Source organism: Streptomyces cinnamoneus (genome assembly GCF_014650495.1).
Lineage (GTDB): Bacteria > Actinomycetota > Actinomycetes > Streptomycetales > Streptomycetaceae > Streptomyces > Streptomyces cinnamoneus.
The window spans coordinates 93831-111503 of the sequence record NZ_BMVB01000002.1 but is presented as its reverse complement, the minus strand read 5'-3'; the positions used below and the strand labels follow the sequence as shown (position 1 = coordinate 111503).

The following is a 17673-nucleotide window of genomic DNA, read 5'->3' as shown; positions in this document are numbered from 1 at the left end:
CCGCCGCACGGTCGGACCGCACCGGGAACACGGCGGTGCGGCCCGGGTCCGGACGGCCGCGCGTCAGGACCGTTCCTGCAGGCGCAGCAGGGAGGCCACGAGCCGGTCCACCTCCTGCGCCGTGTTGTAGAGCGCGAGCGAGGCGCGTGCCGCGCTCTCCACGCCGTAGTGGCGCAGCGAGGGCTGGGCGCAGTGGTGCCCGGCGCGCACGGCGATGCCTTCCTGGTCGAGCCAGTGGGCGATCTCCGCCGGGTCGTGACCCGCCAGGGTGAAGGTGAGCACCGCGATCCGTTCGGGCGCCGAACCGAGGATGCGCAGCCCGGGGACCGCGGCCATGGCCTGTTCGGCGTAGGCCAGCAGCCCCTTCTCGTACGCGGCGACGGCCTCGCGGTCGAAGCCGGTGAGCCAGTCGATCGCGGCCAGCAGGCCGGCGACCCCGGAGATGTGCCCGGTGCCGGCCTCGAAGCGGTGCGGCACGGGCGCGTACGTACTGCCCGTGAAGTCCACCTGGTCGATCATGTTTCCGCCGCCCTGCCACGGCGGCATGCCGGCCAGCACCTCCGGCTTGCCGTAGAGCGCGCCGATGCCGGTGGGAGCGAACAGCTTGTGCCCGGAGAACACGTAGAAGTCCGCGTCCAGCTCCTGGACGTCCACGGGGAAGTGCGCCACCGCCTGCGCCCCGTCGACCAGCACCCTCGCGCCGTACCGGTGGGCCAGCGCCGTCATCTCCCGCACCGGCGGGACGGTGCCCAGCACGTTCGACGCCTGGCTGACGGCGACGAGTTGGGTGCGGAAGGAGAGCAGATGGGCGAACGCCTCCTGGTCGATGCTCCCGTCGGCCAGCAGCGGGACGGGGACGAGCCGGGCGCGCTTCTCCTTGGCGAGCATCTGCCAGGGCACGATGTTCGAGTGGTGCTCCAGCATCGGGACCAGGATCTCGTCCCCCGGGCCGAGGTTGGCGCGTCCCCAGGTCTGGGCCACGAGGTTGATGGCCTCGGTCGTGCCGCGGGTGAAGACGATGCTGTCGGGGGAGGCGGCGCCCAGCAGCCGGGCGACCGCCGCGCGTCCCCCTTCGTAGGTCTCGGTGGCCTCGCGGGCCATCGTGTGCGCACCGCGGTGGATGTTGGAGTTGGCGGCGCCGTAGTAGGCGGTGAGGGCCTCGATGACCTGGCGCGGCTTCTGGGTCGTGGCGCCGTTGTCGAGCCAGACCAGCGGGTGGCCGTTGACCGTGCGGTGCAGGACCGGGATGTCGCGGCGGGCGGTCTCGGGGTCGAAGCCGCTGCCGTCGCGCGGCGGTGTCGTCGCGGGCCGGGCCGGCTGCGCCGGCGCGTACGCCACGCCCTCGTGCGCCCGGACGTCAGGAATAGTCATGGTAGGTGGACACCTCGACGTTCTGGAGGACGGCGACGGCGTCCTCCACGAGCACGGCGGCGTTGAAGTAGGCCGTCAGCAGGTACGAGGTGATGGCCTTGTGGTCCGTGCCCATGTTGCGCATGGACAGGCCCGGCTCCACCTCGTCGGGCACGCCCGCCGGGCGCAGCCCGATGACGCCCTGCTCGGCCTCGCCCACCCGCATCAGCAGGATCTCGGTGAGCCCGCCGCCCGCCCCGGTGCACCGCACCTTGTCGGAGGGCAGGATCGGCACCCCGCGCCAGGTGATCAGGGGGCTGCCGAACCGGGTGTCCACCACCGGCGGCACGCCCCGGCGCGTGCACTCGCGCCCGAACGCGGCGATGGCCCTGGGGTGCGCGACGAAGAAGCCGGGCTGCTTCCAGACCCGGGAGAGCATCTCGTCGAGGTCGTCCGGCGTGGGCGCGCCCGTGCGCGCCTGGACGCGCTGGCCGGGGGCGACGTTGTGGAAGAGCCCGAACTCCGGGTGGTTGAGCATCAGGGCCTCCTGGCGCTCGCGCAGCGCCTGGATGGTGAGGTCCGCCTGCACCCGGGTCTGGTCCATCGGCGCGTTGTAGAGGTCGGAGACGCGCGTGTGCACGCGCAGCACGGTCTGCGCCAGGCTCATGTGGTACTCGCGCGGCGTGTCCTCGTACTCGACGTACGTCCCGGGCAGGTCCGGTTCGCCGACGTGCCCGCCGGCCAGCTCCACCGGCACCTCGGCGCCCGGGACGGGTCCGTCGCCGGCGGCGTACGCGTCGAGCACGGCGCGCAGGCCCTCGTCGCGGCAGGCCAGGGCGGTCAGCGCCTCGCGCGGGGCGGTCAGGGCGAGACCGGAGGTGAGCGCCTTGACCCGGAACGGCAGGGGCTGACATCGGGCCCAGGAGTCCGCGCAGAAGAACTGCCCGTCCCCGATGACGTCCAGCAGCGCGTCCTCGCCGTACCGCCCGGTCACCCGCTTCTCGGCGCGCCCGACGACGATCACCCAGAGCCTGTCGCAGGCGCCGCCCTCGTCGGCGATGACCTGCCCGGCCTCGAACGGCACCTCGGTGAAGGCCCCTGCGAGCTCGGCGAGCAGGGCTTCGTCGGCCTCGCGCAGGAACGGTAATTCGCGCAGGTCCTCCGGCACGACGCGGTGGGTGCCGTTGTCGCCGTAGCAGCTGATCCGGTCGTCGCCGAGGACGAACGTCCGGCGTCGGTTGACCCGGTAGACGCCGGACTCGACGTCCACCCAGGGCAGCGCGCGCAGCAGGTACCGCGGTGTGATGCCGCGCATCTGCGGGGTGGTCTTGGTCGTGGTGGCCAACTGCCGTGCGGCATCGGGACCGAGGCTGAGCCGGTCGTTCATGGGGTCCTCCTCGAAAGGCCCTGCACGGAGGGCCCGTGCGGGGGAACGAGGACCGATCGTCCGTTCGGTCGGAGGTGGCGGCAAGGTGCCCGCTGCGGCCGTGCGTCCAGAAATGATCCACATGGTGACCGGCGGATTCCGTACGGGAATCAAGCAACGTGCCGCGGGTGCCCCTGACATGTGGGCCTGGTGTGCGGCGCCGGCGGGTCCCGTCGTCGCCGTCCGGGCGGCGGCCGCTTGGTCCGGACCGCGACTCGGCCGGATTCGGTCCCTGCCGTGCCCCGGAAACGCACGGAACCGCCCTTGATCCGGAGATCGAGGGCGGTTCCTTTGAAGCGGTAGCGGTGGGATTTGAACCCACGGTGGAGTTGCCCCCACACACGCTTTCGAGGCGTGCTCCTTAGGCCGCTCGGACACGCTACCGAGAGAGAGCTTAGCGGACGGTGGGCCGTGGTCCGAAATCGGTTCCGGCCCGCAGCGGTGTGACGCTGCTCATGGGGCGCGGAAGAAGCGGGTGAGGAGCCCGGCGCACTCCTCGGCCAGGACGCCGGCGACGACCTCGGGGCGGTGGTTGAGCCGGCGGTCGCGGATGACGTCCCAGAGCGAGCCGGCCGCGCCGGCCTTCTCGTCGACGGCGCCGTAGACGACCCGCTCCAGGCGGGAGAGGACGATCGCGCCCGCGCACATCGTGCACGGCTCCAGCGTGACGACCAGCGTGCAGCCCGACAGGCGCCATTCGCCGACGGCCCGCGCCGCCTCGCGGATGGCGAGGACCTCCGCGTGGCCGGTGGGGTCGCCGGTGGCCTCCCGCTCGTTGCGGCCCCGGCCTATGACGGAGCCGTCCGGGGCCAGCACGACGGCCCCCACCGGCACGTCGCCGGTGCCGGGGGCCTGTACGGCCTCCTCCAAAGCAGCCCGCATGGCGGGGCGCCAGGGATCCCGTACGGGGTCGTTCTCCCCCGCGGCCCGGACGGCGTGGGCGGCACCCCCATGGGCGTGGACGGCTTCGTTCATGGCACCAGTGTGGGCGAACCCGGCCGGGAGCACGTCAGCGGACGGCCTCCAGGACGTCCGTGCAGCCGAGGACGTCGGCGATGGTGCTGAGTGCGTCCCCGTCCAGGGCCTGCAGCTCCTTGCCGCTCACCCCGAGGTCGGCGAGGAGCGCGTCGTCCCCCAGCGGCCCGTGCCGGACCGGTCCGTCGGCATCCCCGTCCGAGTCGTCCCCGTCGTCCTCGGGCTCGCCGTCCTCGGTGCCGTCGAGGTCGAGGCTGTCCAGCTCGCCGTCGTCCTCGTCGCGGCCGGTCAGCTCGTCGACGAGCATCGCCCCGTAGGAGCTGCGGCTCGCGGCGGCGGCGTCCGAGACGTAGACGCGGGGGTCGTCCTCGCCGTCCACCCGGACGATGGCGAACCAGCTGTCCTCCTGCTCGATGAGGGCCAGGACCGTGTCGTCGTCCACCGAGCGGTCACGGGCGAGGTCGGCGAGATCGGTCAGGGTTTCCACGTTGTCGAGTTCTGTGTCGCTCGCTTCCCACCCGTCGTCGGTGCGCGCGAGCAATGCGGCGAAGTACACCGTGACTCTCCCACTGGTCATAGGCGGTGCCGGGTCGGACGGGGACCACCCCGCCCACTCGGAATCGTGGCAGAAACCTGGGCGTTGCGAGAGGTCTTCCGCGCTGCGTCGTGCAGCAGTCCGAAGAGATGTCGCTCACGCGGGGTGCGGACGGCCTTGCCACCGGGCGTGGCGCGGGGGCGCCGCTCACCAACGGAACGTCCGCATCCGCATCTGCTGGCGCATTCGGGCCGCCCGGGCCCTCCGCGGCTGCACACGCTCCCGTAGTTCCTTGGCCTCGTTCAGCTCACGGAGGAACTGCGCCCGCCTGCGCCGGCGCTCCTCGGCGCTCTCCGGCTCCGCTTCCGCCCGGGCGGGCTCACGCGGTTGCTGGGGCCGCTCGGAGCGGCGCGGCTCCTGCCGTCTGCCGGGCTCCGCCCGTCTGCGGCGCTCGTCGGATTCCGTGGTTTTCCAGGTGTCCGCGCCCTCGCGGGGCGTCCGGGCAGCCGTTTTGGGCGCCCGCCTGTCATGGCCGGCCATGGGCAGCACCACCTCGTGCCGAGGTCCTCGCCCGGCGACAGACCGGGCGTACGTGCCCACTTTCCCCCTACGTGGTGGTTTGATGCCAGGGCGGCGACAGACTCTCTGTGAACCCTTGGGGGAGACCGGGCGGGAGCTCGGGGCGTGAAGCTCGGTTAATGTCGATGTCATGCGGATCCACGTCGTCGACCACCCCCTGGTGGCGCACAAGCTCACCACCCTGCGCGACAAGCGCACCGACTCCCCCACCTTCCGGCGCCTGTGCGACGAGCTGGTCACCCTGCTCGCCTACGAGGCCACGCGCGATGTGCGCACCGAGCAGGTGGACATCGAGTCCCCGGTCACGGCGACCACCGGCGTCAAGCTGTCCCACCCCCGCCCCCTGGTGGTGCCGATCCTGCGCGCCGGCCTCGGCATGCTCGACGGCATGGTCCGGCTGCTGCCCACGGCCGAGGTCGGCTTCCTGGGCATGATCCGCAACGAGGAGACCCTCAAGGCGGAGACGTACGCGACGCGCATGCCCGACGACCTCTCGGGCCGCCAGGTGTACGTCCTGGACCCGATGCTCGCCACGGGCGGCACGCTCGTCGCCGCGATCAACGAGCTCATCGCCCGCGGCGCGGACGACGTCACCGCGATCTGCCTGCTGGCGGCGCCCGAGGGCGTCGAGGTCATGCAGCGCGAGCTGGAGGGCGCGCCGGTGACGGTCGTGACCGCCTCCGTGGACGAGCGGCTCAACGAGCACGGCTACATCGTCCCGGGCCTCGGCGACGCGGGCGACCGCATGTACGGCACCGCCGGCTGACCGACCCCTTGCCTCCTCGGGCCCGTACGCCGCTGCGTGCGGGCCCGACGGCTGTCAGCAGGCCGTCGCGGACGCGGACGGCGAGGGCTGCTGCCGGGGCGGGTCCGTGAGCGCGGCCAGGGCCTTGTCGGCCTGCTCCTTCGGCGTCAGCGCCGCGTACGCCGTGCCGAGGACGAGGTCGATGTCCTGACCCTCCCGGTCGTCGGTCTTGGCCTCGGTGCCCGCCAGCTGGGTGCCCAGCACCTTCATGGCCCCGTCGAGGGCCTCGCGCGGGCCCAGCAGCACGCCCGTGCCGTCGACCTTCTTGTCGAAGTCCTCCTCGGCGTTGCCCACCCTGCCGATGCGGAAGCCGCGGCGTTCCAGCTCGTCCGCCGTGATCTTGGCGAGCCCGCCGCGCGGGGTGGCGTTGTAGACGTTGACGGTGATGTCGCCGGGCTTGGGCACGGGCGCGGCACGCCGGGCGGCGCGCGCGTCGCCGGCGCCCTTGCAGTTGCCGTCCTTCTTCTGCGCCGCCGACGGGTGGTGCTCGCCCGTGCCGCCGGTGAACACCTCGACGAGCTGGACCGTCCCCCACCCGGCCAGCCCGAACACGGCAACCGTGGCGACGGCGCCGAGCACGATCCTGCGGCGGTTCGGAGGGCGACGCATGTGCGGGATCCGTTTGCCCGTGATGCGGTACTTACCACCCATGCCGGGAGGGGTGAGCATGCTCATGGGCGCAGCGTAGTGCTGGGGGGAGCCGCTGCCTACTAGATGATCAATGGGTTGCGCAGACCCCAACCCAAAAGGGTCAACAGGGGTCAGTCCAGTTCGAGGACGCGGGCGTGCAGCACCTGGCGCTGCTGGAGCGCGGCGCGCACCGCGCGGTGCAGGCCGTCCTCCAGGTAGAGGTCGCCGCGCCACTTCACGACGTGGGCGAAGAGGTCGCCGTAGAACGTCGAGTCCTCCGCGAGCAGCGTCTCCAGGTCGAGCTGCTGCTTCGTGGTCACCAACTGGTCCAGGCGTACCGGGCGAGGGGCAACGTCCGCCCACTGGCGGGTGCTTTCCCTGCCGTGGTCGGGGTACGGCCGCCCGTTTCCGATGCGCTTGAAGATCACACGGAAAGCCTACCGGGCCCGCGGCTCCGAGCGCAGCCATGGCGCGGTGGTGCGAAGGTGACAATCAGCCGCATACCGGGAGTGAAGCATGGGACCCACGCGCCACAATCCTTCCCCCGTGGACCCGGGACAACTGTCCGCCCAGGGCGTTCCCGTCTTCCTGGCCGACGTCAAGGGCGACGTCTCGGGCATCTGTGCGCCGGGCGTCGGGCTCCACGAACGTTACGCACAGGCTGTGGACAGAGAATCGGCATACGAGAAGCCGACCCGGACCGGGGCGCGGCGGCCCCCGCCCCCGGACAGGAACCGGCGCCCGAACGGCCCTCGGCCGGCCGGGAGAAGCCCGAGCCCTCACTCGTCGAGCAGGTGGTGGGCAGCGGCCTGGTCACGTCACTGGCCCGCTCGGTCGGCACCCGGATCGGCCGCGAGATCGCCCGCTCGCTCTTCGGCACGACGCGCCGGCGCCGCCGCTGAGCGCGCGGGCCCGCCGCTACTCCGCGATCTCGGTGTGCTCCCACCACTCGTAGACGGGCAGCCTGCCCTCCGCCGTGTCCTGATGCCGCGGGGTGGCCTTGAAGTGCTCGTACCCGCTGCGGAACCGGATCTTCAGCTCGACCCCGGGCGGCGTGATCGGGACGACGCGCTCGGGCAGCTCGTCCGGACCGCCCTCCAGGAAGGCTTTGGCTGGTCTGGTCATGGAGCCCAGTCTTCCGGGCCCCGGCGGCCACGGCCCGGCGACGCGCCGCGCGACGGCGTCATGCCTTGCCGGGCTTCGCGCCGGCCTTCTTGGCCTCTTGTTTCATCTTCTGCTTGTACGCGCGGACCTGCTCCAGGGACTCGGGCCCGGTGATGTCGGCCACCGACCGGTGCGAGCCCTCCTCCCCGTACGGGCCGGCCGCCTCGCGCCAGCCCGGGGGCCGCACCCCGAACTGCTTGCCCAGCAGCGCCAGGAAGATCTGCGCCTTCTGCCGGCCGAACCCGGGCAGCGCGTTGAGCCGTTCCAGCAGTTCCCTGCCGTCCGCGGCATCGCTCCACACCGCGCTCGCGTCGCCGTCGTAGTGCTCCACCAGGTACTGGCACAACTGCTGCACCCGCTTGGCCATGGAGCCCGGGTAGCGGTGCACGGCCGGCTTCTCCGAGAACAGCGTCACGAACGCCTCGGGGTCGTACGCCGCGATCTCGTGCGCGTCGAGGTCGTCGCGGCCCAGGCGCGTGGCGACCGTGTACGGGCCGGTGAAGGCCCACTCCATCGGGACCTGCTGGTCCAGCAGCATCCCGGTCAGGGCGGCCAGGGGGCTGCGCGACAGCAGGGCGTCGGCGTCGGGCTGCTGGGCGAGCCGGAGAGAGCGGTCCATGGACCGATGATCTCCCCGGCCGCCCGCCGGCGCACGCGCCCGGCCGCGGGCCGGGCGGGGCGGTCCGGACGGGCCGGGCGGTCAGGGCATGGTGCCGATGACGACCGTGGCGTCCAGTTCGTCGCAGGCGGCCACCCGCGCGGTCAGCCCGTTGCGGGTGAACGCCGCGGCGGTCTCCGGCGCCTGCCGCTCGCTCGTCTCGATCAGCAGGTGGCCGCCGGGCGCCAGCCAGTGGCGGGCCGCATCCGTCACGCGCCGCTGGACGGCGAGCCCGTCGGTGCCACCGTCGAGCGCCACCTGCGGCTCGTGGTCGCGCGCTTCCGGGGGCAGCAGCCCGATGGCGTCGGTGGGCACGTACGGCGCATTGGCGACGAGCACGTCGACGCGGCCCCGCAGGGCGGCGGGCAGCGGTGCGTACAGGTCGCCCTCGTGGACGTGTGTGCCGGGGCCGGTGATGTTGCGGCGGGCGCAGCGCACCGCGGCGGGGTCGATGTCGGCGGCGTGCAGCTCCACGCCCCGCACGGCCGCCGCGAGCGCGGCGCCCACCGCGCCGGAGCCGCAGCACAGGTCGACGACCACCGCACCCCGCCCGGCGGGCACCCGGCGGGCCAGGTCGGTGGCCTGACGGGCCAGGAACTCGGTGCGGCGCCGGGGGACGAAGACGCCGGGGCCGACGGCTATGCGCAGGCCGCAGAACTCGGCCCAGCCGACGACGTGTTCCAGGGGGAGCCCGGCCACCCGCCGCCCGACCATGACGGCGAGTTCGGCCGGGGTGCGGGCCGCGGAGAGGAGCAGGCGCGCCTCGTCCTCGGCGAAGACGCAGCCGGAGGCGCGCAGCCGGGTGACGAGGGCGGAGCGGAGACGGGAAGAAGAGAAGACCGGCACGGAAAGGACCTTTCGGGAAGCCGATGTGGGGCTCCCGCGGCCACCTACGCCGGGTCGGCGTTGCGGACGTAGGAGGGGAGCACCCGACCTGCTGCAGCGGTAATGGGTCCCACCTCCTTGAGTCGTCGAACTGCCGAGGGCGTCACCCTACCCGAAGCCGCCCAGTGTCGATCAAGGCGTACGGGGGCTGCCGGAGGCCAGGTCGTGAGCGGTGCGGGCACGATGCCGGTGATCCGCCGGTGATCCTCGCCCACGGGTGCGACTTCGTCGTCCCGGGCGAGGGGCGCGGCGTCGCGCCAACCGGCGGACGGTGACGCGGACATGAGTGGCCGCACGAGTGGCCGCACGAGTGGCCGACGGCCGCGCGAATGTCACGCAGGCGCTCTGGCGTCACTTCTCCCCCCGGCTTACCTTGAGCGCGGTGGGCACCTCCCGTCCCACTGAACGGCTTGCCATGTCCTCGTGCAGAGTTTCGACAAGAGGTGAGTCTTGTTCCCCAGCCTTTTCCGCCCCGGCGGCTCCGCCTGCGGCAGTCGCGCCCGTAGGGGCGGCCGGTTGCGCCGGGCCCGGCGGCGCGGCGCCCTCGTCGCCGCGTTCCTCGGCGTCCTGGCCGCCCTCGCCGCCGCCGGCACCGCAGGGGCCGCACCCGACGCCGGCCGCCGCCCGCGGCCGCCCCTCGTGCAGCCCATCGACCCGCAGCACTGGCGCAACCCCGACGACATGACCTGGGCCGAGTACCGTCCGGTCCCCGGGACCCACTGGGCCGATCCCGACGTCAAGCCCACGCAGCGCACGTTCAAGGGCGCGCTGGTGCTGCTGGACTACCCCGACGAGGAGTTCTCCGTCAGCAAGCCGCCCGGCTCCGGCCGCTTCGGCAACCCCCTGCCCGCCGCCTCCAACGTCCCGCGCGACCAACTGCCCCGCTTCTACCGCGACTTCCTCAACAAGCCGGGCGCCCTCAACCACGGCCACACGATCAACGAGTACTGGATGGAGGACTCCGGCGGCCGCATGGGCGTCGACCTGACGGCGTTCGGCGTGTACCGCATGCCGTGGAAGTCGTACCAGTACGGCATCGAGCCGGGCATGAACCCCGGCGCCTGCCCGGTCGGCGACAGCTGCGGCAAGGACATCCGCGCCGACGGCAAGCGGGCCTGGGTCGCCGACGTGGGGGCCGGCCAGGCCGGGAAGTTCGACTTCGTCTTCTACCTCACCGCAGGGGTCGACGAGTCGTCCGCCTGGCAGGAGTTCGGGCAGATGAAGTTCACGAGCGCCCAGGACGTGCCGGCCGCCTGGGGCCCGCCGTCCCCCCTTGCGGGCGGCGGCAACGCGGCCCGCACCCGCTACGTGCCGTGGACGTCCTGGCAGGCGGCCGCCCGCATCTGGCCCAACGCGGTGAACGGCTCGTCCACCCAGGCCGAGAGCTCCGGCATGGCGACGTTCGCCCATGAACTCAGCCACATCCTGGGCATAGGCGACAACTACAACAACCCCTACGGCACCCCGGTGAGCCGCGCCTACACCGGCATCTGGGGCATGCTCTCCCGCGGTTCGTTCAACGGGCCCGGCGGCCCGCACACCCGCTGGCAGATCCCCGCCGCGGCCGGCGGCTCCATGGGCGCCCAGCACGTCCTGCGGGACAAGCTCAAGCTCGGCCTCGTCGACGAGAAGAACGTCCTGCGGCTCGACCGCGACGCGCTCAAGGACTCCGGCCTCGTCGTCGCCCGCATCACCGCCCGCTCCGCGCCACCGGGCGAGAAGGGCCTCGCCGGCGTCAACATCACCATGGGCCGCGACCTGTCCCCGGACTGCGACCGCACCACCGACCCCCTGTGCGACGGCGGCGGCTACGAGAACTACACCGTCGAGGTCGTCGACCGCATGGGCATGGACTCCTTCACCCCCGACAACGGCGTCCTGCTCACCAAGACGAAGAACGCGGACCGCGCCCCGTTCGCCTGGGTGGTCGACGCCCACCCCGAGGACATCGGCCTGGTCGACTTCGTCCGCCCCGACGGCACCCCCCAGAAGATCACCATCGGCGACTACCGGCAGCTCAGCGACGCCCTCTTCCACGCCGGCGCCGACTCCGGCAGCTCGTACGAGTACGAGGACAAGGCCAACCGGCTCCACTTCTACGTCCTGAACGTGCGCCGCGACGCCTCCGGGGTCCTCTCCTACGACGTGGGCGTCAAGTCCCTGGACGGCGCGGGCCCGCAGCCCCGCGGGCTCGCCCTCGGCCGCGGCAAGGCCAGGGGCGCACCGGCCACCGGCCGGGCCCTGTGCACCTTCGCCCTGACCAACACCGGCCGCCCCGCCCCCGGCGGTGCCCCCTCCGCCTCCTCCGACGTCTACCGCCTCTCGGCCACGGCCGACACCCCGGGCTGGTCCGCCTGGCTCCCCAACCGCCTCACGACGGCAACGGCCGGCGGCACCGTCTCTGTGGACGTGGCGGTCACCGCCGGACGGGATGCCGCCCGCACCGGCAAGGTCACCCTGACGGCCCGCTCGGAGAGCGACCCGGCCAGGACGGCGAAGGCGACGTGCACGGTGAAGAAGTAGCGCGCACGGCAGCCGGACAACCCGCGCCGGCTGCTCGTGTGGCCGGCCGCCGGCCCCGGCCCGCGGGCCCGGCCGGGGTCAGCGGCGCGCGTCGTCGGGGAGCGGCTCCCAGACGCGGAGGTCGTGCCGGTACATGTACTGCGGGCGGTTCTTGACGGCACTGGTGCGGAACGGCCGGCCCCCGTCGTCGATGGGCAGCGTCCCGTGCCGGTCGCCGCTGCTCCACTCCAGCTCCAGGTACCAGCTGACGTCGTGCCCGTCGGTACGGGCGAGGACGTCCAGCACCTGCGGGTCCGTCGACGACGTCCGGTAGGGGAAGTCGGTGGCCGGGACCGTGATGTCGCCCTGCTGCCCGGCCGTGGGCCGGGCGGTGGGGCGGTCGCGGTCCAGGTCGACGTCGAAGAAGGACGGGGTGAGCCCGCCGCCGCAGCCCTCGCCCATGACGTACGCCGGCCAGTCCAGCGGCGCGGACCGCCCCACCACGCGTACGTGCAGCGCGCGCAGGACGACGGCCTGACTGCCCTTGCCCTGCACGGTCACCTCGATCCGCATCCGCCCGCCGGGCACGGCCCGCACCGCGGTCGCCCAGCTGCGCGCGTCCTGCCCCGGCGGCGGCTCCGGGACTTCGGCGGGCCGGCGGCCCGTCACGTAGAGCTGGTCGCAGCGGTCGGTGAGGACGTAGGGGCGTACGTCGACGCTGAAGGGCAATCCGGAGGGGGCGGCGTCAGGGGTGCCGGCGGGGTGCTCGCCCCCGTCGGGGACGGGCCGGTCGGGCGCGCCGGCTTCCGGGGCAGGAGAGCCGGAGGAGGCGGGGGAGCCGGGAGAGTCGGGAGAGCCGGTGGCGGCGGACGGGGACGTGGACCCGGTCATGTGGTTCGGGAGCAGGGGGTTGCCCGGACGCAGGGAGGGAGGGCGGTGGGCGGTACCGGTGTCCCGTCCGGACGGGGAGGGGTCCGCGCCGGCGTGGGACGGGCGCGGGGCGGTGGCCGCGTACCCCGCGACGACGGCCGTGGGCACGACGACGGCCACGACGGTGGCGGCGATGAGGGCGAGCCGGAACCGGCGGCGGGATGCGGTGCGGGGGCGGGCCGGCACCCCGGCCACGGCGGCCGCGGGCCGGGCACGCGCGACGGTCTCTTCCGCGTCTTCCGCGGCGCCGGCTTCGTTCTCTGCTGCGGCCTCCGTGGCCTCCGTGGCCTCCGTGGCCTCCGTGGCTTCCTCGGCTGCGGGCGCGGCCACGGGCGCGGCGTCCGGCACTGCCGCCGCCACCGCCGCTGCCCCCGCCTCTGCCGGGGAAGCGGTGCCCGGCGCCGCCTTACGGCGTCGCGCGTCGTCGGCGAGGATCCACCGGCGGTGCAGTTCGACGAGCTCGTCCGGCGAGGCTCCGCAGAGCCGGGCGAAGCGCTCGACGGGGGCGTACTCGCCGGGCACGGCGGCGCCGTTGCAGTACCGGTGGAGCGTGGAGGTACTCATGTGCAGCCGCTTGGCCAGAGCGCCGTAGCTCTGCCCCGAGCGGTCCTTCAGCTCGCCGAGCAGCGCGGCGAACGCGTCGATCCCCCCGGCCATGTGACAACCCCCGTCCCGGCACCGCGTTCCAGGGCGCGGCATTCCCCCAGGTCGGACTATATGCAGCCGTTCCAGCGTCCCCAAAGGTCGGGCGTCCCTTGCTGCGGAAACGCGCCACCTCACAGGCTGTGGGCATTGCAGACGACAGGAGTTGCCGTGCGGAGCAGGTTCGGCCTTCGCCTCGAAACCATCGATGTCGTGGCCCTGGGAGTGCTCGCCATGTCCACCGGAACGTTCGTGGCGCTTCTCTGCCACATCTGACGTCCACCCCGGCGTCCAAGCCACCCGTAGCACCAACCCGTAGCACCGAGAGGAGACACCATGCGTATCGCCGGCCTCACCGCCTCCGCGGTCCTCACGGCCGACGCCCTGATGTGGTGACCACCGGGGCCACGGGTGGGTGCGCTCAGGCGGGCCGGTCCTCCCGGACGCCGGGCGGCTCCGAGGGTTCGCACCAGCGCACGGCGAGGGCGGCGATGTCGTCGTTCAGACCTTCCCGGTTGTAGTGGAGGAGGTCGCGGTGCAAGGCGTCCAGCAGCTCGCGGGGCGCCGCCGCGGGCTGCTGCCGCATCCAGGCCGCGAGGGGGAAGAACTCGCCGTTGCGGTTGCGGGCCTCGCTGACGCCGTCCGTGTAGAGGAGCAGCTGGTCGCCGGGGGCGAAGCCGAAGGTGTCGATGCTGTAGCGGTCGCCGATCAGGTCCGCGAGGTTGAGGAGCGGCGAGGGGGAGGTGGGCTCCAGGACGCGGAGCTGCCCGTGGTTGAGGAGCAGCGGCGGGGGGTGCCCGCAGTTGAGGACCTCGATGCGGCCGCCTTCGTGCGGGATCTCGACGAGGAGGGCGGTGGCGAAGGTCTCCATCAAATCCTCGGGGGGAAACGAGGCGCTGTAGCGGGAGCTGCTGGCCTCCAGGCGCCGCGCGATGCTCCCCAGATCGGGCTCGTCGTAGGCCGCTTCCCGGAACGAGTTGACCATCGCTGCGGCCGAACCGACCGCCGGCAGCCCCTTGCCCCGTACGTCACCGATGAGCAGCCGGACCCCGTCCGGCGTCTCGACCACCTCGTAGAAGTCGCCGCCGATGCGCGCCTCCGCCGCGGCCGCGAGGTACAGCGCCTCGATCTCCACGTCCCGGAAGCGGCGCGGCATCCGGCTCAGCACCACCTGCTGCGCCGCGTCGGCGACGAGCCGGACCTGGAAGAGCGTCCGTTCCCGCTGGAGCCGGGCATGGCTGCCGTACGCGGCCGCGACGGTGACCGCGACGATGCCCGCCGCCGTCCACCACGTCCCCAGGCCCGGGAACACGATGCCGAGACCGATCATGAGGAAGAGGCAGACCGTGCCCAGGAGGACCGTGGGGAGCACGGGCCACATGGCGGCGGCCAGGGCGGGCGCCGCGGGCAGGAGGCGGCTGAAGGCCATCTCCTTGGGTGTGGTGTACGCCAGGCTGGCGATGACGACCGTCAGGATCACCGGGGACATCAGCGTGAGCGGCCCCCGGCCGTAGCGACGACGGAGCCGCAGCCGTCCGAGCTTGATCACATCGTATAGCATATCTATATAAAGTGGACATAGCTCCCTGATGGGCCGGAGCCGGCCGCCGCCGTGCGGCGGGAAGGCCACCGGAGCCGCGATCACGGAAACGCCGAAGGGCCCCACCGCGAACGGTGGGGCCCTTCGGTTCGTGCCCGGTGAGGCACTGGCGGAGGATACGAGATTCGAACTCGTGAGGGGTTGCCCCCAACACGCTTTCCAAGCGTGCGCCCTAGGCCTCTAGGCGAATCCTCCGCCGCAAACAATACAAGACTCCGAGGGGTGCTCGCGAACACGTGCGCTCGGGGAGGGCGGGGAGGGGCGAGGGGTGGCCGAGCACCCCCGGCGATCCGCTAGGCTGGGGGGCAAGCCCCTCACGTGGCGCTATCTCACCCAACTCCCCCAGGGCCGGAAGGCAGCAAGGGTAAGTGGGCTCTGGCGGGTGCGTGGGGGGCCCTTGTGTTTCCGGGGCCGCTTCAGGGCCGCTTCCAGGGTCGTTTCCCGGGCCGCTTCCCGGGGCCCCGGGGCCGGGAGATCTGTGAGCGAGACCACTTGTCAGCGGGGCCCGATATCGTCGTAGGTGTGTCGTCCCTCGCGCTCTACCGCCGCTACCGTCCCGAGTCCTTCGCCGAGGTCATCGGGCAGGAGCATGTCACCGACCCGCTGCAGCAGGCGCTGCGGAACAACCGGGTCAACCACGCGTACCTGTTCAGCGGGCCGCGCGGCTGTGGAAAGACGACCAGCGCGCGCATCCTCGCGCGCTGTCTGAACTGCGAGCAGGGCCCCACCCCGACGCCGTGCGGACAGTGCCAGTCCTGCGTCGACCTCGCGCGCAACGGACGCGGGTCCATCGACGTCATCGAGATCGACGCCGCCTCCCACGGTGGCGTGGACGACGCCCGTGAGCTGCGGGAGAAGGCGTTCTTCGGGCCCGCCTCCAGCCGCTACAAGATCTACATCATCGACGAGGCCCACATGGTCACCTCGGCGGGCTTCAACGCCCTGCTGAAGGTGGTCGAGGAGCCGCCGGAGCACCTCAAGTTCATCTTCGCGACGACCGAGCCCGAGAAGGTCATCGGCACCATCCGGTCGCGCACGCACCACTACCCGTTCCGCCTCGTCCCGCCGGGCACCCTGCGTGACTACCTGGGCGAGGTGTGCGAGCGCGAGGCCATCCCCGTCGAGGACGGCGTCCTGCCGCTCGTCGTGCGGGCCGGCGCCGGGTCCGTCCGTGACTCCATGTCCGTCATGGACCAGCTCCTCGCCGGCGCCACCGAAGCCGGTGTGACATACGCCATGGCGACCTCCCTCCTCGGCTACACCGAGGGCTCGCTGCTCGACGCCGTCGTCGACGCCTTCGCCGCGGGCGACGGCGCGGCCGCCTTCGAGGTCGTCGACCGCGTCATCGAGGGCGGCAACGACCCGCGCCGGTTCGTCGCCGACCTGCTGGAGCGGCTGCGCGACCTGGTGATCCTGGCCGCCGTCCCCGACGCCGCCGAGAAGGGCCTCATCGACGCCCCCGTCGACGTCGTCGAGCGCATGCAGGCCCAGGCGTCCGTCTTCGGCGCCGGCGAGCTCAGCCGCGCCGCCGACCTCGTCAACGAGGGCCTCACCGAGATGCGCGGCGCCACCTCCCCGCGCCTGCAGCTGGAGCTCATCTGCGCCCGCGTCCTGCTGCCCGCCGCCTTCGACGACGAACGTTCCGTACGGGCCCGCCTCGACCGGCTGGAGCGCGGCGGCGCCGTCATGGCCGCCGCCCCGGCCGCCGCCCCGGCCGTGGGGTACGTCCCTGGGCCCGACGCCCACGCCCAGGCCCCCGCGACCGTTCCGGCCGGCGCCGGGCTCTCCGGGCCCGCGGCCGCCCGTGCGGCCGTGACGGGCGCGCCCGAGGCCGCCCCGGCTCCTGCCACCCCGGCCGCGCCGCCTGCGCCGCCGCCCGCTGCCGGGCCCCAGGCGGCTCCCGGTGGCCCCCGGCCCGGGGCCTGGCCCGCCGCGGCCGCCCCCGCCGCTGCTCCCGCAGCCCCGGCTGCTTCCGCGCCTGCCGTTCCTGCCGCGCCGCAGGCCGGGGCCTGGCCGACCGCCGCCCAGCCCGCGGCCCCCGCCCCGGCCTCCGCGGCCGGAGCCTGGCCCTCCGCGGCCGCCGCCCCGGCTGCCCCCGCCCCGGCCGCCGCCGGAGGCGCGTACGCCCCGCCCCAGGCCCAGGCCCAGCCCATGGCCCAGGGCGACGTCGGGCAGGCCCGCCAGATGTGGCCCAACATCCTGGAGGCGGTCAAGAACCGCCGCCGTTTCACGTGGATCCTCCTGAGCCAGAACGCCCAGGTCGCCGGCTTCGACGGCACCACCCTGCAGGTCGGCTTCTCCAACGCCGGAGCCCGCGACAGCTTCACCAACAGCGGCAGTGAGGACGTGCTGCGGCAGGCCCTCGGCGACCTCGGCGTGCCGTGGAAGACCGAAATGGTGGTCGACCCCTCCGGGGGCGGCGGTCAGCCCGCCGGAGGCTTCGGCGGCAGTGCTGGTGGCGGTTTCGGTGGCGGTGCCGGTGGTGGTTTCGGTGGCGGTGCCCCCGCCCCCTCCGTCGCGTACAGCCCGCCCCCGCCGCACGCCCCCGCCGCGGTCTCCCAGCCGGCGCCGCAGGCCGCCCCGGCGCCGGGCCCCTCGTCGCGCCCCGCACCGTCCGCCCCCTCGGCCGGGCCCGCGCAGCAGTACCGCGAGCCCGAGCCGCCGCCGGTCGCACCCGAGGACGACGTGCCCGCCGAGGACGACCCCGACCTCGACGACACCGCCCTCACCGGCCACGACCTGATCGTCCGCGAGCTGGGCGCAACGGTCATCGAAGAGATCGCCAACGAATAGCCGGGTGCCGCTGCCGATCGGCCGCTGATCTGCCCCTGATCTGCCCCTGATCAGCGGCAGCGTGGCTGCGGAGGGTGGTCGCCCGGTGCCCGGACGGTGAGCGTCCGGGAAGGCGCCCCCTACGCTTCCGGGCGCTCCCGGTCTCGTTCCTGCGGCGTAGGGCGCGCGGCCCGGGGAGCACGTAGGCTCGGGCTACCGA

15 protein-coding genes, 2 tRNA genes, 1 other RNA gene and 1 pseudogene are annotated in these 17673 nt (G+C 73.4%); 5 read left to right on the top strand and 14 right to left on the bottom strand.

What is annotated here, in order from left to right; genetic code table 11:
* Window positions 1–63 precede the first annotated feature (63 nt).
* The 6 genes from IE182_RS03055 to IE182_RS03030 form a co-directional block, all read right to left on the bottom strand.
* Window positions 64–1371: a cysteine desulfurase gene (locus IE182_RS03055; protein ID WP_190108052.1), complete on the bottom strand. Its 1308-nt coding sequence runs from the start codon at window positions 1369–1371 to the stop codon at window positions 64–66.
* On the bottom strand, window positions 1358–2737 hold the full coding sequence (locus tag IE182_RS03050; RefSeq protein WP_190108051.1) for a family 2B encapsulin nanocompartment shell protein: 1380 nt from the start codon (window positions 2735–2737) through the stop codon (window positions 1358–1360). The genes IE182_RS03055 and IE182_RS03050 overlap by 14 nt, the downstream gene beginning before the upstream one ends.
* 336 nt (window positions 2738–3073) lie before the next feature.
* A tRNA-Ser gene (locus IE182_RS03045) sits at window positions 3074–3160 on the bottom strand.
* A gap of 69 nt (window positions 3161–3229) precedes the next feature.
* A complete protein-coding gene (gene tadA, locus IE182_RS03040; RefSeq protein ID WP_190108363.1) occupies window positions 3230–3658 on the bottom strand; it encodes a tRNA adenosine(34) deaminase TadA in 429 nt (142 codons plus the stop codon).
* A 127-nt stretch (window positions 3659–3785) separates the two neighbouring features.
* Window positions 3786–4307: a tRNA adenosine deaminase-associated protein gene (locus tag IE182_RS03035; protein ID WP_190108362.1), complete on the bottom strand. Its 522-nt coding sequence runs from the start codon at window positions 4305–4307 to the stop codon at window positions 3786–3788.
* Between the two features lie 186 nt (window positions 4308–4493).
* Window positions 4494–4826, bottom strand: a complete 333-nt coding sequence (locus IE182_RS03030; RefSeq protein WP_190108050.1) for a hypothetical protein — start codon at window positions 4824–4826, stop codon at window positions 4494–4496.
* Between the two features lie 169 nt (window positions 4827–4995).
* Between IE182_RS03030 and upp the strand changes: the two genes are divergently transcribed.
* Complete coding sequence (gene upp / locus IE182_RS03025; protein WP_190108049.1) at window positions 4996–5631, top strand: uracil phosphoribosyltransferase; 636 nt, start codon at window positions 4996–4998, stop codon at window positions 5629–5631.
* Window positions 5632–5685: 54 nt separating this feature from the next.
* On the opposite strand, the gene IE182_RS03020 is transcribed toward upp, so the two are convergent.
* Window positions 5686–6345, bottom strand: coding sequence for a LytR C-terminal domain-containing protein (locus IE182_RS03020; protein WP_190108048.1), 660 nt, complete (start codon window positions 6343–6345; stop codon window positions 5686–5688).
* An 86-nt stretch (window positions 6346–6431) separates the two neighbouring features.
* The gene (locus IE182_RS03015; protein ID WP_004929488.1) at window positions 6432–6728 is read right to left on the bottom strand and encodes a type II toxin-antitoxin system VapB family antitoxin; all 297 of its coding nucleotides are present in this window, start codon (window positions 6726–6728) and stop codon (window positions 6432–6434) included.
* A 130-nt stretch (window positions 6729–6858) separates the two neighbouring features.
* Between IE182_RS03015 and IE182_RS31770 the strand changes: the two are divergent.
* A pseudogene (locus IE182_RS31770) lies at window positions 6859–7202 on the top strand (helicase HerA-like domain-containing protein); the annotation flags it as partial.
* Window positions 7203–7218: 16 nt separating this feature from the next.
* Here IE182_RS31770 and IE182_RS03005 read toward each other — a convergent pair.
* From IE182_RS03005 to IE182_RS02995, 3 genes are all read right to left on the bottom strand, one after another.
* The gene (locus IE182_RS03005) at window positions 7219–7425 is read right to left on the bottom strand and encodes a DUF5988 family protein (RefSeq protein WP_190108047.1); all 207 of its coding nucleotides are present in this window, start codon (window positions 7423–7425) and stop codon (window positions 7219–7221) included.
* 58 nt (window positions 7426–7483) lie between these two features.
* Entirely contained in the window at window positions 7484–8083 is a 600-nt protein-coding gene (locus tag IE182_RS03000; protein WP_190108046.1) for an HhH-GPD-type base excision DNA repair protein, read from the bottom strand.
* Between the two features lie 81 nt (window positions 8084–8164).
* Entirely contained in the window at window positions 8165–8968 is an 804-nt protein-coding gene (locus IE182_RS02995) for a putative protein N(5)-glutamine methyltransferase (protein ID WP_190108045.1), read from the bottom strand.
* 489 nt (window positions 8969–9457) lie between these two features.
* Between IE182_RS02995 and IE182_RS02990 the strand changes: the two genes are divergently transcribed.
* A complete protein-coding gene (locus tag IE182_RS02990; protein ID WP_229844535.1) occupies window positions 9458–11530 on the top strand; it encodes a M6 family metalloprotease domain-containing protein in 2073 nt (690 codons plus the stop codon).
* Window positions 11531–11608: 78 nt separating this feature from the next.
* Here IE182_RS02990 and IE182_RS02985 read toward each other — a convergent pair whose 3' ends face one another.
* The 3 genes from IE182_RS02985 to IE182_RS02975 all read right to left on the bottom strand — a co-directional run bounded on the left by IE182_RS02985 (window position 11609) and on the right by IE182_RS02975 (window position 14876).
* Window positions 11609–13096: a helix-turn-helix domain-containing protein gene (locus IE182_RS02985; RefSeq protein ID WP_190108044.1), complete on the bottom strand. Its 1488-nt coding sequence runs from the start codon at window positions 13094–13096 to the stop codon at window positions 11609–11611.
* Window positions 13097–13502: 406 nt separating this feature from the next.
* Entirely contained in the window at window positions 13503–14570 is a 1068-nt protein-coding gene (locus IE182_RS02980; RefSeq protein WP_229844564.1) for a PP2C family protein-serine/threonine phosphatase, read from the bottom strand.
* 218 nt (window positions 14571–14788) lie between these two features.
* Window positions 14789–14876: transfer RNA gene (locus IE182_RS02975), tRNA-Ser, on the bottom strand.
* A gap of 111 nt (window positions 14877–14987) precedes the next feature.
* On the opposite strand from IE182_RS02975, the gene ffs reads away from it, so the two are divergent.
* Window positions 14988–15082: signal recognition particle sRNA small type (gene ffs / locus IE182_RS02970), an RNA gene on the top strand.
* 121 nt (window positions 15083–15203) lie between these two features.
* A complete protein-coding gene (locus IE182_RS02965) occupies window positions 15204–17474 on the top strand; it encodes a DNA polymerase III subunit gamma and tau (protein WP_190108042.1) in 2271 nt (756 codons plus the stop codon).
* The last annotated feature ends 199 nt before the right edge of the window (window positions 17475–17673 follow it).

Coding starts and splice junctions, on each gene's coding strand:
- IE182_RS03020 (WP_190108048.1), bottom strand. CDS start 6,345: ATGAGCATGCTCACCCCTCCCGGCATGGGTGGTAAGTACCGCATCACG.
- upp (WP_190108049.1), top strand. CDS start 4,996: ATGCGGATCCACGTCGTCGACCACCCCCTGGTGGCGCACAAGCTCACC.
- IE182_RS03050 (WP_190108051.1), bottom strand. CDS start 2,737: ATGAACGACCGGCTCAGCCTCGGTCCCGATGCCGCACGGCAGTTGGCC.
- IE182_RS03030 (WP_190108050.1), bottom strand. CDS start 4,826: ATGGCCGGCCATGACAGGCGGGCGCCCAAAACGGCTGCCCGGACGCCC.
- IE182_RS03005 (WP_190108047.1), bottom strand. CDS start 7,425: ATGACCAGACCAGCCAAAGCCTTCCTGGAGGGCGGTCCGGACGAGCTG.
- IE182_RS02985 (WP_190108044.1), bottom strand. CDS start 13,096: ATGGCCGGGGGGATCGACGCGTTCGCCGCGCTGCTCGGCGAGCTGAAG.
- tadA (WP_190108363.1), bottom strand. CDS start 3,658: ATGCGGGCTGCTTTGGAGGAGGCCGTACAGGCCCCCGGCACCGGCGAC.
- IE182_RS03000 (WP_190108046.1), bottom strand. CDS start 8,083: ATGGACCGCTCTCTCCGGCTCGCCCAGCAGCCCGACGCCGACGCCCTG.
- IE182_RS02980 (WP_229844564.1), bottom strand. CDS start 14,570: ATGTCCCCGGTGATCCTGACGGTCGTCATCGCCAGCCTGGCGTACACC.
- IE182_RS03055 (WP_190108052.1), bottom strand. CDS start 1,371: ATGACTATTCCTGACGTCCGGGCGCACGAGGGCGTGGCGTACGCGCCG.